At 43.0% G+C, this 11804-nt stretch carries 16 protein-coding genes; 4 read left to right on the top strand and 12 right to left on the bottom strand.

Annotated elements, in window-relative coordinates:
- Positions 1 to 11: 11 nt before the first annotated feature.
- The 3 genes from BBD41_RS23560 to BBD41_RS23550 are packed head-to-tail and all read right to left on the bottom strand — an operon-like array spanning position 12 to position 1527.
- Positions 12 to 296 (bottom strand): NUDIX domain-containing protein, encoded by a 285-nt coding sequence (locus tag BBD41_RS23560; protein ID WP_335582724.1) that lies wholly within the window; start codon positions 294 to 296, stop codon positions 12 to 14.
- 28 nt (positions 297 to 324) lie between these two features.
- Complete coding sequence (locus BBD41_RS23555; protein ID WP_237087123.1) at positions 325 to 948, bottom strand: CPBP family intramembrane glutamic endopeptidase; 624 nt, start codon at positions 946 to 948, stop codon at positions 325 to 327.
- Between the two features lie 60 nt (positions 949 to 1008).
- Positions 1009 to 1527, bottom strand: a complete 519-nt coding sequence (locus BBD41_RS23550; RefSeq protein ID WP_099478933.1) for a GNAT family N-acetyltransferase — start codon at positions 1525 to 1527, stop codon at positions 1009 to 1011.
- 110 nt (positions 1528 to 1637) lie between these two features.
- Here BBD41_RS23550 and BBD41_RS23545 point away from each other — a divergent pair, with 110 nt between their 5' ends.
- The 3 genes from BBD41_RS23545 to BBD41_RS23535 all read left to right on the top strand — a co-directional run bounded on the left by BBD41_RS23545 (position 1638) and on the right by BBD41_RS23535 (position 4687).
- Complete coding sequence (locus tag BBD41_RS23545; protein ID WP_099478931.1) at positions 1638 to 2261, top strand: copper amine oxidase N-terminal domain-containing protein; 624 nt, start codon at positions 1638 to 1640, stop codon at positions 2259 to 2261.
- Positions 2262 to 2490: 229 nt separating this feature from the next.
- The gene (locus tag BBD41_RS23540) at positions 2491 to 3024 is read left to right on the top strand and encodes an RNA polymerase sigma factor (RefSeq protein WP_007127891.1); all 534 of its coding nucleotides are present in this window, start codon (positions 2491 to 2493) and stop codon (positions 3022 to 3024) included.
- The gene (locus BBD41_RS23535; RefSeq protein WP_099478929.1) at positions 3005 to 4687 is read left to right on the top strand and encodes a hypothetical protein; all 1683 of its coding nucleotides are present in this window, start codon (positions 3005 to 3007) and stop codon (positions 4685 to 4687) included. Before BBD41_RS23540 ends, BBD41_RS23535 begins: the two co-directional genes overlap by 20 nt.
- A 218-nt stretch (positions 4688 to 4905) precedes the next feature.
- On the opposite strand, the gene BBD41_RS23530 is transcribed toward BBD41_RS23535, so the two are convergent.
- The 7 genes from BBD41_RS23530 to BBD41_RS23500 all read right to left on the bottom strand — a co-directional run bounded on the left by BBD41_RS23530 (position 4906) and on the right by BBD41_RS23500 (position 9168).
- A complete protein-coding gene (locus tag BBD41_RS23530; RefSeq protein ID WP_099478927.1) occupies positions 4906 to 5958 on the bottom strand; it encodes a hypothetical protein in 1053 nt (350 codons plus the stop codon).
- A 225-nt stretch (positions 5959 to 6183) separates the two neighbouring features.
- Positions 6184 to 6792, bottom strand: a complete 609-nt coding sequence (locus BBD41_RS23525; protein ID WP_077567344.1) for a hydrolase — start codon at positions 6790 to 6792, stop codon at positions 6184 to 6186.
- Between the two features lie 55 nt (positions 6793 to 6847).
- The gene (locus BBD41_RS23520) at positions 6848 to 7144 is read right to left on the bottom strand and encodes a GNAT family N-acetyltransferase (protein ID WP_099478925.1); all 297 of its coding nucleotides are present in this window, start codon (positions 7142 to 7144) and stop codon (positions 6848 to 6850) included.
- Positions 7137 to 7796 (bottom strand): HAD family hydrolase, encoded by a 660-nt coding sequence (locus tag BBD41_RS23515; protein ID WP_099478924.1) that lies wholly within the window; start codon positions 7794 to 7796, stop codon positions 7137 to 7139. The genes BBD41_RS23520 and BBD41_RS23515 overlap by 8 nt, the downstream gene beginning before the upstream one ends.
- Before the next feature lie 8 nt (positions 7797 to 7804).
- A complete protein-coding gene (locus BBD41_RS23510; RefSeq protein WP_099478922.1) occupies positions 7805 to 8089 on the bottom strand; it encodes an HAD hydrolase-like protein in 285 nt (94 codons plus the stop codon).
- A 51-nt stretch (positions 8090 to 8140) separates the two neighbouring features.
- A complete protein-coding gene (locus BBD41_RS23505) occupies positions 8141 to 8668 on the bottom strand; it encodes a 2'-5' RNA ligase family protein (RefSeq protein ID WP_099478920.1) in 528 nt (175 codons plus the stop codon).
- Positions 8669 to 8700: 32 nt separating this feature from the next.
- The gene (locus tag BBD41_RS23500) at positions 8701 to 9168 is read right to left on the bottom strand and encodes an NUDIX domain-containing protein (protein WP_099478918.1); all 468 of its coding nucleotides are present in this window, start codon (positions 9166 to 9168) and stop codon (positions 8701 to 8703) included.
- A gap of 366 nt (positions 9169 to 9534) precedes the next feature.
- Here BBD41_RS23500 and BBD41_RS23495 point away from each other — a divergent pair, with 366 nt between their 5' ends.
- The gene (locus BBD41_RS23495; protein WP_099478916.1) at positions 9535 to 10317 is read left to right on the top strand and encodes a M15 family metallopeptidase; all 783 of its coding nucleotides are present in this window, start codon (positions 9535 to 9537) and stop codon (positions 10315 to 10317) included.
- 322 nt (positions 10318 to 10639) lie between these two features.
- On the opposite strand, the gene BBD41_RS23490 is transcribed toward BBD41_RS23495, so the two are convergent.
- Positions 10640 to 11008 carry a hypothetical protein gene (locus tag BBD41_RS23490; RefSeq protein WP_077567350.1) on the bottom strand — a complete coding sequence of 123 codons (369 nt, stop codon included), beginning with the start codon at positions 11006 to 11008 and terminating at the stop codon, positions 10640 to 10642.
- Positions 11009 to 11206: 198 nt separating this feature from the next.
- A complete protein-coding gene (locus BBD41_RS23485; protein WP_099478914.1) occupies positions 11207 to 11578 on the bottom strand; it encodes a (2Fe-2S) ferredoxin domain-containing protein in 372 nt (123 codons plus the stop codon).
- Positions 11579 to 11804: the final 226 nt, after the last annotated feature.

Below are 11804 nucleotides of genomic sequence, written 5' to 3'. Positions count from 1 at the left end.
GTTTGATTCGATCATCTGTTGTCCTGCACAGGTAGGTAAGAAGCACGATCTGTCTGAGCGGGTCTGTTAAGAAAAGTAGTTGCATACAATAACTTCTCAACGTTCACTTCAACGCCGATTTCTTCTTTCACTTCACGAATCAGGGCTTCTTCCAACACTTCACCAAATTCAATCTTCCCGCCGACCGTTTCCCAGCTTCCCGCATCTACCTCTTCGGCTGATGATCTTTTTACGATCAATACCTTGCCGTTATTAGCTATCACGCCTTTAACTACAACGATAATTTTATTCTCCAATCTGCGCCCACCTCGACCATTCCCTCTCTTATGTTCGATCTGTGCTAGATCTCTTGGCGAAATATATGGATAACACATTAAATTCAATATGCAGCAGACAAGACAACAAAATCGACTGCGTCAAGTCTGTAACAGCTCCAAAGAATATTCCTCCGATAAAAGCAAACATCATATATCGAATACTCTGTGAAGATAGCTTGTAGTATTGCAGATGAGAAATAGCAAACAGCAGCGCTGATATAACTACCGGAGCCGTTACGGGCAAAAACATGACTTCCATAATTTCTGCGGAATGAATGGACTGATTCAAGAACGGAAGGATTAGCCCTCTAAAGAGAACTTCCTCAATAATCGGATAGGTAATGGCGAAATTGATTATATTGTATCTACCGATTGGATGATATCCCGAATATCGTGAAAGTACATAATTACCAACCAAAAGAATGGCGAACGCGGGGAAAACCGCAGATAAATTTACTGGTGAGCTGTATACATTATTTTCTCTGAAAAATGGCACTGCGATTAAAATGCCGACTCCCCAAAAGTATAAACTGTACTTCCTCAGCTTGTGAGATCGAAAAGACCTGAACAAGATCTCTATAATCTTATAAGAGAAAGACAAAAGGAATGCTAATCCTATGGATAAGAACATCATTAAGCTCCTAGTTTATTCATTTTACTTCATGAAGCCTTGAAAAACCTCAAAATCAGGTTAAATCTCTATCCAAAATCGATTGACGGTGTTTCCATCCTCTTCAATATAATCTTGATCTGGAATTCCACCGTTCTTCATGATCGTTTTCTTGGAAGCAATATTATCGGCATCACATACGACTAACACTTTTCGTATTCCCAGTTCTTTGGTTTTCTCTAACGCTAAGGATAATAATTGGGTTGCGTATCCTTTACGTCTATCAGAAGGCCGGATCCCATATCCAATATGACCGCCACAATTTAGTAGCTTCTCATTTAGCTGGTGCCTTATATTTACGGCTCCCACAACTCTATTCGTTTCGATAACCAACCAGTAAGTGGAATCCCTAACCCAACCTTCCGGGATATCGATACCTTCTTCATTGTTCAAAAAAAAATGCAGCATGCCCTCAAAATCGCGGGGATTCTTTGTTATTACCCAAGGCACCATAACTTCATTGCTTTCCAGCCATTCTTGATAAAAAGATAAATATTCCTCTTTATATTTCGTTGATGGTTTCACTAACTGCACATCCATCATGTCACCTCAGTTTCGTTTTGTTTTTAAATTTTTGATCTTAAAATTCCGAACTAGCTCCAAATTTTAGCGTCTTTCATATGTATGACATTAAATAATGAGGGATTTTTATGAGTAAGAAGCTTTCGATTTCGTTATTTGCGTTGCTCATTGCTTTAACCGCTGCGGTAGGAATGGCTTTTGCCAAAGGAACCATTAAAATCGTCGTGAATGGTGAGGAAATGAAAACGGACGTTGCACCGCAAATGAATAACAATCGGGTCCTGGTGCCAATAAGCTTCGTTTCAAAAGCCTTAGGTGCCGATGTCCGTTGGGACCAAAAGAATCAAACCGTATCAATCCATACGAAATCAGACGTTCAGGAAGATGTCTGGAATCAAAACCTCAATTTAAGAGGTAACAGCTGGGCAGATATCAAGAACCTGATCGCGCTTTATATGGTTGGCTTTGACACACGTGACGATGCCCTAATCCGATCCATTACCGTTGAAGGATTTGACATGATCCCAATTGGCGGCATGTACCCGTCCATTATCGATTATGATATTATGGATGCTCGCATAACGAAAGACTCTGTTATCGTACAAGTAAGGGTGGTCGAGCAAGAAGAACAACTCTCTGGGCAATACTGGGATATCGAAATTGCTCAAGGAAAAATAAAATCAATGAAACTGCAGCATTTCGATATCAACGAGTATACGGTTTTTCCAGGATTGACCTATAAAAACCAGTAGTTATGAAACGCTCCTGCCACTTCACAGGCCGGGGCGTTTGATCTTTATCCCCTCTTTTTACGTTATAAAATGATTATACCATGTTTTGGAATCCCCCCTACATTCAGTATCTAAAGTGACTAATATCATTTTCGATGTGAGGAATTTGATGCGTATGATGCGAACGTTTCGATTCAGATAATCGTCAATATGATAGAAGGAGATCCTAACAACAAGGAAGTGACAAAAGTTGGATGACAGGCAACTGTTTGAAACGTATAAGGAGACGGTGTATCTATTTTGCCGCTATATGGTGCAGAGCCGGGCGGATGCCGAGGACCTCTGCCAGGATGTTTTTTTCAAAGCGATGATTGCTGACCGGACAAACGTGCAGAACACGAAAGCTTGGCTGCTACGAATAGCGGCTAACGAGTGCAATACGTTCCTAAGGAGGAGACAAAACGGGTGGGCCAAGGAGCTCCGCTCCTTCATGTTGGGTATGCCGCTACGGACCCCAACCGTCGAGGAGACTTTCGAGCATAGGGAAATGGTACATACTCTGCATCTGCAGCTGGACAAGCTGCCTAAGAAAACCAAGCTCGCCTTTGTGCTGCATTATTCCGCTGAGCTTTCGCTGCCGGAAACAGCCGAGGTGCTTAATGTGCCACTGGGCACGGTAAAATCTCGGATTAACCGTGGTCTTAAGAAAATGAGAAAAATGCTGAAAGAAGACCCATCGGGTAATTGGAAAGGAGAGGAGACGCATGCCGGAGCTAAAGGATGATTTTGTAAAAAAGCTGTCTCGCTACCCGGAGGAACAACCGGATTTCGAAGCCATGTTTCATACATTGGAGGAGCGTAAGAGGAAGTGGAAACGAGAAACAGGAGGTCAGGCTGTTCACCCGGAGATCCCATCCTCCAAGACTCGTTACAGACCGGCGGTTCTACTGGCGAGTGTGCTGGGCATTGCTGTACTTGGCATCACCGCGCAGCAGGCAGGACTGTTGAACTCACTGCCGCAGATGATAAATTTTCAAAATGCGGCCGTGGGACAAACGTTAAATGAACACACCGAACAAAGCGGTGTCAGCTTGCATTTGGATCGCGTCTTTAGCAGCCCTTCGACGTTGAAAAATGATCTTACTGATCTGGAATTTCATCTTTCTCTGGAGATTCCCGATCGTTCCGGCTACGATTATGCATTTTTTGACACCGGAACCCTGACCAATCTGGATACTGGAGAGAAAGAAGCGTACATTGCCAACCAGATCAATTTTACTCAACGTGAAGGTAAGCTTGCCTCTTATTTCGTAGCCCAGGGCAAAGAGCCGTCCAGCATCTCGGGGCGCTATCAGCTTGAGCTTCAAGACCTGTATTTGCGGAAAACAGTCAAAATGCCTCTTAACGGGAAGCTCGATGAAATGAATGGAAGGGCTTATGATTTGAAGGGAGATCGTTTTCCTTCCGTAACGATAAAGTCCTCGGCACGTGTAGGCAATGATTGGGTCGTTCGTTATTCAATCCCTAGGAGTATGAATTCACACAAGGAATTCCTCAATGAATGGAGAAATTCGACCGAGCAGGACAATTATCAGATGGTGCTCGTGACAGGAAATAAAACAATCGAGCCTACAAACAGAGGAACCGCTTCGGGGCTGCGTTCAGAAACCTTTGATATCTCAGGTCTCGACGACCGGGAAATTGCTGAAGCAAAACTGTATTTCACCTTTCCGGAAACGGTAAGGATGGTTGAAGGTGACTGGGAGCTGACGTTTACTGTTGATGAGAATCAGGCTTCCCAGCCTTTGAGCACCATTCCCCTTCAGATCGATCCAACCAACGTGAAAGGGTTTGATTTTGTACCGACAAACTTGATTTACACGCCAGCCAGCATCATTGTCCAGATTTCAGGATATTCGGCCGATCCCGTTGCGGGCCGGTATTTGCTTGACGATGTCAAGCTGAGCGTCGGAAATGTTACCCTCAATGGATTTGTGGCAGACAATAATCGCCTGATGTTTATGCTGGACCAACCCTATCAGGACTATTCTAATGAGCCAGTTACGCTTGAACTGGATAAAGCCCGGATTGTTCATGAAGACCTGTCGCAGAATTGGACACGGCTGAAGGAACCTTCAGCCAAGGAGCAAATTGCGGAGTATGAGCTTGACGCTAATCATGTGATTCAGTATAAATATTACCGGAAAGGCGATGGGTTAATGGTCATAACGAAGCTAAGGAATGGCAGTACTTTCAGTTTCCTAGGAACAAGTCTTAAAATTAACGGATACAAGATTCAACCTTCTGAAAATCAGTCAAGGAACTCCGGAGAAAGCAAGCGATTTGATTATTATGACAACATACCGGAAGGTGCCGAGCTTGAGATTAATCCAGGCTTGTATATCGTTGAAAACGACAGCTACTCACAAAAAATCAAATTGAAGTAATCCTTCTGATTCAAGGATGATAGCACTAGGGACGTTCCTCATGAGAGGAGCGTCTTTGCTGTTCTCACTCACGCTGCTCATCATTTACGGAAGTTCCCGATGCAGAAACGGAAATATGCGATCCTTGGTTTGCAATAAATTCACAGAACAAAGGAGCCCCAAGAGGAGCTCCTTTGTTCATGACTTAAGTATCATCATATATCAGGTGTTACGTCATTTCATTGCTCAATCCTAAAGCCGGAGAAAACGCCTTTGGAGTTGAAGTAACCTGTTACAGTTGGAGAGCCCTTCTTGGTAAAGATGACGGCATCATGAAAAGCAGATGGGGCTCCGCTATTTTCCTCACGCGCTGCGTGGTACCCCGATAAATCCAGATTCATGATCTCCTTGGCCTGCTTTACGGCTGCTATTTTTAACTTGTCCAGGCTAAATGAATTTACCTTCTCGCGAATGGCCTGCGTTTCTTTCTCAGGATTTTCCACGCTTACTTCGGACAGCTCTTTAACCAGAGATAAAGCTTGCAATTTGATCCCGAGCAGTCGATTGGTTGATTCTTCAATTTCAAGCTCAATATTCCCTTTATTTGTCTTGTACTCTAACGCATACACTTTTTTCTTATTCAGCTCGATCACGAAGCTTGCTCTCGGGTTATCTTTACCTTGTTTCGCTCCAACTCGGGAAAGTGCTTGGGCTGCCGCTTTTTGGATCGGAGCTGGGACCTCTTTCAACGCCCCTCCGCCACGAGCCGCCTTCCCATCCACAAGGTTAACAAAATCATGATTACTGTAAGCGATGATATCCGTAGAGCCGCCTTCTTCCAGATAATGAACATTCAGTCGTGTATAACCAGCTGCAGATTTATTAAAGATCTGTTTCCAGGCGGCATTCAGCTTGGATTTTGTGGAATCATTCAGTTCTACGAGCTTCGGATTCACATAGAGCTTCACTACTTTGCCGTCAGGCTTTACCAAGACCTCGCCGGCCAAAGTACTCTTCTTCTCCCAAGAGAAGCTGATCACTTCACCACCATAGTCGACGGTTTCCGCCTTGCTGAAAGAAACAGGGGTCATAATGAACTCCTTTAGCTTCGCCTGCGCGGCATCAACCAGCTTCTGATCCGATGTCAGCTGGTTAACTTTGTTCGAACTGACCGCATTCTCAGCTTGTTCGACTTTACCGCCCTTCCCCGCCTGAACCGCTCCTACTGCTCCTACACCGGCTAGAACTGCAGCCAAGGCAGCCGTGCTTACTACTTTGTAAATTTTGTTCATACCTATCTTCCTCCAAAAAACATTTATTCGTGTCTAATCCCGAAATATGGGCGACACAAAAATATTGACTAATAACAAGGAGGAAGAGTTCCCTATTTTAATCTTCGCTCCAATTCCTTGACCGCCTTTGCTCATTCATCATAGCCTTCACGTTCCTCCTTATGCTCTTAAATTCAGATTCATCCAGGATCTTTGCCAACGCCTTGAACGAATTTAAATCTGTGGTTAAGTTAGTATAGGTTTTAAATGGATAAGGCCCTTATCTGCCGAGGTTTCGATATATCCGACGATTTGGTCAAACGTAAATACATGGAGCTTTTCATCTAAAGCGTCCTGATCATACACCATATCGCCCAACGCGGAAGGAATCAATTGTTCAACTTCACTTGCCTTCACTTCCTGCAAATCCATGATGGCCGGTTGTATGCTAAGCCAATTTCTTAACTCATCCTTGACACCGTAGTATTCCAGCAACTTCCCGTTTAGTATTCGGAAATCATGATGGTATCGCTTATATAACCCTTCATCCGCTTCCATTCTATTTTTCAACCAAGCTAGATTAAACCCCTGCAGCCAAATATCATCAGCGATTAAATGTACAAAATACCCCAATACATAATGACTGTCTTTATGCGAGCTATACTTATGCAGGAAACCATGATAATCGATATATCGTGTATAATCTTGAACTTCGCCTTTGAAGAAATGGGATATGTCTTTGGTGGGGACCGCGTCGGGAGCTATGCCACCTATTAAAAAGGACGCCTTATCTTTAATTGCTAGACTGTCTGCAATTTTATTAGCAATAATCAAATGCATAATTCTAGAGCCCATGCATCCACCACCATGTATTTTTTGTTGGAGCTTAGTTACGGAAATAACTAGGCTCTTAAGTTAAATCTTTATATAGAAACTCTCTGTATTTCTTAAAACCTTGCTTATGATAGAACCTTCCAGCAGTTTCGTTGTTGACCCAGTAATCAAGTTCAATTTTTCGGATTCCCTGTTCAAGCGCAAATTCGCATACTTTATCCATCAGAAGCGTGCCTAATCCCTTACGCTGAGCTTCTTTAATAATGCTTAACTGGTGAACATAAACCGATTGAGTTGATATCTTAAAAGCACTCTCTTGGTACTGCTTTATCTCCAGCCATATGTATCCTAATGCCCGGCCTCTATCACGAATTCCTTACTTCTCGATTCAGTTCACAGATAAAATCCGATATGCTGGAAAATTGATAATCAGGCTTTATTGAAAACTCGCTACCATGGGAATTGTCCAGCCAATTAACTCCTGCAGTTTTCACCCTGGCTCTAATTCCAGCTTCAATATCCGCCTGACTATCTCCAACAAACAACGTTTCTTCAGGTAAGCAACCCAATAGATTCATAGCTTTGATAATCCCTTCCGGATGAGGCTTTGGATCAACAACATCATCACCGGTTATCGATATTTTGAACAGATCACCTGGAAATAGATGCTTTACGGATATGTCGTAGCTTTTTCTTGCCTTTCCGGTTACGATTCCGGTCGATATCCCTTTGTGGTGAATGAGATTTATCAATTCGAGGATCTCTTGGTTACTGGATACGTATCTGTCATGTTCTCTCTCGTAGTGCAAATAGTAATCATCAATCGCTTCATGAACCCGATCTTTACAGCGTAAATTCTGTTGAATGATCCCAATCTCGGATGGTCCAAACATGGCGACAATATCTTGATCCGTTAATGTTCGTTGATCATAGGCAGCAAAGACCTTTTGAAACGAATAAAAGCAAATAGGTAATGTGTCTGCTAATGTACCGTCAAAATCGAACAAAATCGCTTTATATTTCACGTGGTCACCTACTTCATGGGCTTAATCCCAAAATTCCATTGCTCTATGATTCTCTCGATCTCGAGTAAATCACTTATCTTTCCATCATATTCAACCGGCTCTGTATAAAAAGCATCTACCTTCCACACATAGCCGCGATGATCTAATTCAATAAATCGGTTTGTATATCGCTCCATCCCTATACTTTTAGCGTTATGTATAATCCTCGCATATTGATCAACAACGAAGTGATATAGAGAAGTGTTGCGGTCTAGCAATGTCCCATCAAGATCAAAAATAACAGCTCGAATCATAGGTTTTACCGCCTTTCTTAACGATGACCTAAGGACCTCTACATTACCGAATTACATGCTTATCTTAATGTCTTCTTTTCTTCTGTACTTCTCGTTCTTATTTGCGCGATAGAATAAACTAACGGTGGACACAGAAAACGTGCGGTTCTTTTTAAAGTCAGGAAGGATATCCTTTCTCATCTCTTCAATGGTAGCTTCGGATAACCTTGATTTTCGTGCTACCGTAATATGAGGCTTATAAAGCTCTAGCTCAAAACATCTGTTGATGCTCTCCTCGCTGGCCTCCAACACGGCTACGAGGCGTTTATGCAATTCAATCAGCTCTTCCGATTGGACATCCAAATACAAGACATCCCGATCACCAAAATACTTCGGTGCACCAACGGTAATTTGGAAACTTTCGAACTCCGATATGATCTTTCGGCATTTGGAAAGCCAGCTCATATCCTCTGAAAGTCCACAAGAGGCTTTGACGGTGATGTGTGGGTCCGAACCATTCCGAACACAGTATTTTTCTCTTACGGACATGACCTTCTCATAAATATCAGTTTCGGGAACAATGCCAAAAAAGAATTCCATTTGTCACGGCCTCCTTCGCTATGCTGTTTCTTTCAGCGGTCTTCAAATGTACTTTCCCAGAACGGTCCTTCTTCTTTATTAAAATATCTCGGGATAACCTCTCTCACGGGGTACGGCTGCAGATTATGCTGCTCCAATTCATTCATTCGAATCCAGTAAAACTCCAAATGATTCTCTTGCGATTCAGGGAGTATTTGATGATCGATATGGGGCAACTCGACTCGAAATAAATGATTAAGTTCCTGATGATAGGTCGTGGGAAGCTCAAAATCAGCTTCAACACAACCAATATATTCCCCCACGATACTCTCTTGTCCAAGCTCCTCTTTAATCTCCCTGGATAACGTGGTTCTCATGCCTTCCTTAAACTCTATGTGACCGCCTGGAAGAAATGTATTGTCCATGCCCTTACAATGCGCGACTAATAGGTTTCCCTCCGAGAGAATAACCCCTCTGGCCAGCACATGATATTTTTGATTGTTGATATCCATATATTTCATAAAAAAATCTCCTTATCAATGGTTTGAGCCTGATTATTTCACCAGTTTAGCCCACATTCCTGCGTTCTTGCAGGACTTATTTAGCTCTGAGGTGTTCTTTATATTTCTTAGGTTCTCTGTAATCTATAAAAATGACCCAGCCACAGATCGCTATTAATCTAGGCTGGGTCGTTGGTTGTTTATATAGCTTACTTCCTGAATTATACATCTAAATGTCAAAAGACGGTAGATTCATAGGAATTGCCTAAAGACTCCTCCGTCTAAGCATCTATGATTCTTGTTACAAGTCGGAAACATTTTAGATATTATTTCGACATGTTTCTCCTATATACTCTATGTGTAATGGGATCAGGAGGGATACAGCATATGAAAAATAGCAAATTAACGTCGTTCATGCCGAAAATCGTCATCGGTTCCTTGGTCGCAAGCTTGGCTTTAACCTGCATGCCTTATCCAAAGGGAGCCGATCAAGCGATTGCCGCTGCATCGCGCTCGTCGCAGAGCTTCGCGAAATTTATGCAGATGAACGCTCCGAGCCGGACCGTGAAAACCATAGGCGGAATTCAAATGGTCACGAACCTTTCCAGCACGGTTGTACTGGTAAACAAGCAGAGAAATTTGCCTTCCACTTATGCTCCGAAGGATCTGGTCGTTCCCAATGTTCCGTTCAGCTTCTCTGGGCCAAGCCCTAAAAAGCAGTTGAGAAAAATCGCGGCCAATGCCTTGGAGGATTTATTCGCAGCAGCCAAAAAGGACGGCATTGAGCTCAAAGCTGTCTCCGGCTACCGTTCGTACGCCACGCAAAAATCGATCTTCGAGCGCAACGCCAGCATCAAAGGTGAAGCCGTAGCGAACAGGACCAGCGCGCGCCCGGGACAGAGCGAGCATCAGACCGGTCTAAGCATGGATATCTCCAGCGCCTCGGTTGGATATGCACTGGAGCAAAGCTTCGGCAGCACGAAGGAAGGCAAGTGGCTGAAAGCCAACGCCCATAAATACGGCTTCATTATTCGTTATGGCAAGGGCAAGGAAAAGCTTACCGGTTATTCGTACGAGCCTTGGCATGTTCGGTATGTCGGCGTTTATATTGCGGGAGAGATCACGAGACAGAACTTGACGCTTGAGCAATACTTGCAGAAATCCATCTAACTTCAAGAACGGGCAGCCCTGCTGCCCGTTTCGTGTTAAGCGCCTCTTAGGCATGAACATCATCTAATCTCCCAAGGATAAATAATATGGATTATTCCATTTCATATTGAGCATAGTTCAATTCCGATAGCGTATATTGGATGCTTTCCCTTTCTGCATCGAAAATTTCTTTCTTCATGATTTGAAAAATCACAAAAGCAGCCCATCCTCTAATGAGGAATGAGCTGCTTTTCGTTGACCATGAATCCTACATCCTAAATTACACGGTTCCATAATGCTGAGGCATACTGCCAACCAAATCGAGAGATCCCTTCTGCAGGAATTACTGTCTTATGATGAGAATATCTCTAGGCGGTCTGCCTGTGCTTTGAATTTGAGAAATTTCAGCATCCGTAAGATTACGTCCTACCAAAATGAGCGAAGATGTTACATTATCAAAATTGCCTAAGTTCGCTACATTTTGGCTTCCCCGGAATACACGGAATGATCCCTGAAAGTTAATTCTCGAAAATAGTACAAGGGTTACTTGAGAGCTTTCCACTACATTTCTAAGCCGAAAACTCGAAAGGATGTTGTCAAATCGAAATGCTCCAAGATCGCGAATTGCAACACCTCCGCGTCTGAAGAGAATCCTGCGAACAGAAAAATTAGGGCCGGACCAAAGAGCAAGACGTACATCGCTGTTTGCCATCTATACCACTCCTTTTCTTGGGAATGATATAGTATATTACCAAGTTGAGAGAATGGTATAAGGCAAAAATATCAGTTTAAAAGTTTGTTTTTTCGTATAAACATAGATTTCGTTATCCTTAAATCCTCTCAAGTCTATTTACTAGACTGATAGACTCTCACTCATAGTCTCTCACCCATAATCACTTACTTCATATTTTTAATGATCAGCTGCGGGAGCCTTTTCTTTGCCTACAACAGAAAGACCGGATGCAATGAATGTGCCGTCAAACGAATACACCTTCTGGTCTTCCAAATGACCTCCTGTAAGATGTTTTCGCACAAGCTCTCTGCCAAGATCAGGGGTTATAGACTTATACCAAATCCCGTCCGGATAGGCAATGACAACACAGGCATCAGCACATCGCCCATTGCACCGGGTACGTGTTGTATGAATCAAACGGTCTGCTCCGAGCGTAGCGATTTCATCCCGGATCGCTTGCGTCACATCTTCCGCTTGCTTCTTCATGCAACTACCACCATTACATATAAGCAAATGACAGTGCGTTTCATTTAAATTCCAAGTCGTCATGGGTATCTCCTTTCAGGTGCTGCTTATTAGAGGAGGAGGTCGAGCCCATCCCTTTAATTGTAATTATTACGATTATATATGGATATAAAGTTTCTTTCAATCTTTATTGATTTTTATTTTTGTACCTGAAGAATTTCCCAGGGTGGTGTTTGACAAAAGAATAATGGGGATCTATACTTGTCTTAATTGTAATTTTTACAATTAAGACTCGTCAAGGAGTGATCTT

The organism is Paenibacillus ihbetae (genome assembly GCF_002741055.1).
Classification (GTDB): domain Bacteria; phylum Bacillota; class Bacilli; order Paenibacillales; family Paenibacillaceae; genus Paenibacillus_AQ; species Paenibacillus_AQ ihbetae.
The sequence above is the reverse complement of the archived record's forward strand: the minus strand, read 5'-3'. Positions and strand labels throughout refer to the sequence as shown.

What these genes read in the sequence shown, in the direction of transcription:
- BBD41_RS23550 (WP_099478933.1), bottom strand. Translation starts at nt 1,527, where the DNA reads ATGGATGTGCAGTTAGTGAAACCATCAACGAAATATAAAGAGGAATAT.
- BBD41_RS23500 (WP_099478918.1), bottom strand. Translation starts at nt 9,168, where the DNA reads ATGAAATATATGGATATCAACAATCAAAAATATCATGTGCTGGCCAGA.
- BBD41_RS23495 (WP_099478916.1), top strand. Translation starts at nt 9,535, where the DNA reads ATGAAAAATAGCAAATTAACGTCGTTCATGCCGAAAATCGTCATCGGT.
- BBD41_RS23490 (WP_077567350.1), bottom strand. Translation starts at nt 11,008, where the DNA reads ATGGCAAACAGCGATGTACGTCTTGCTCTTTGGTCCGGCCCTAATTTT.
- BBD41_RS23505 (WP_099478920.1), bottom strand. Translation starts at nt 8,668, where the DNA reads ATGGAATTCTTTTTTGGCATTGTTCCCGAAACTGATATTTATGAGAAG.
- BBD41_RS23555 (WP_237087123.1), bottom strand. Translation starts at nt 948, where the DNA reads ATGTTCTTATCCATAGGATTAGCATTCCTTTTGTCTTTCTCTTATAAG.
- BBD41_RS23485 (WP_099478914.1), bottom strand. Translation starts at nt 11,578, where the DNA reads ATGACGACTTGGAATTTAAATGAAACGCACTGTCATTTGCTTATATGT.
- BBD41_RS23510 (WP_099478922.1), bottom strand. Translation starts at nt 8,089, where the DNA reads ATGATTCGAGCTGTTATTTTTGATCTTGATGGGACATTGCTAGACCGC.
- BBD41_RS23535 (WP_099478929.1), top strand. Translation starts at nt 3,005, where the DNA reads ATGCCGGAGCTAAAGGATGATTTTGTAAAAAAGCTGTCTCGCTACCCG.
- BBD41_RS23525 (WP_077567344.1), bottom strand. Translation starts at nt 6,792, where the DNA reads ATGGGCTCTAGAATTATGCATTTGATTATTGCTAATAAAATTGCAGAC.
- BBD41_RS23545 (WP_099478931.1), top strand. Translation starts at nt 1,638, where the DNA reads ATGAGTAAGAAGCTTTCGATTTCGTTATTTGCGTTGCTCATTGCTTTA.
- BBD41_RS23530 (WP_099478927.1), bottom strand. Translation starts at nt 5,958, where the DNA reads ATGAACAAAATTTACAAAGTAGTAAGCACGGCTGCCTTGGCTGCAGTT.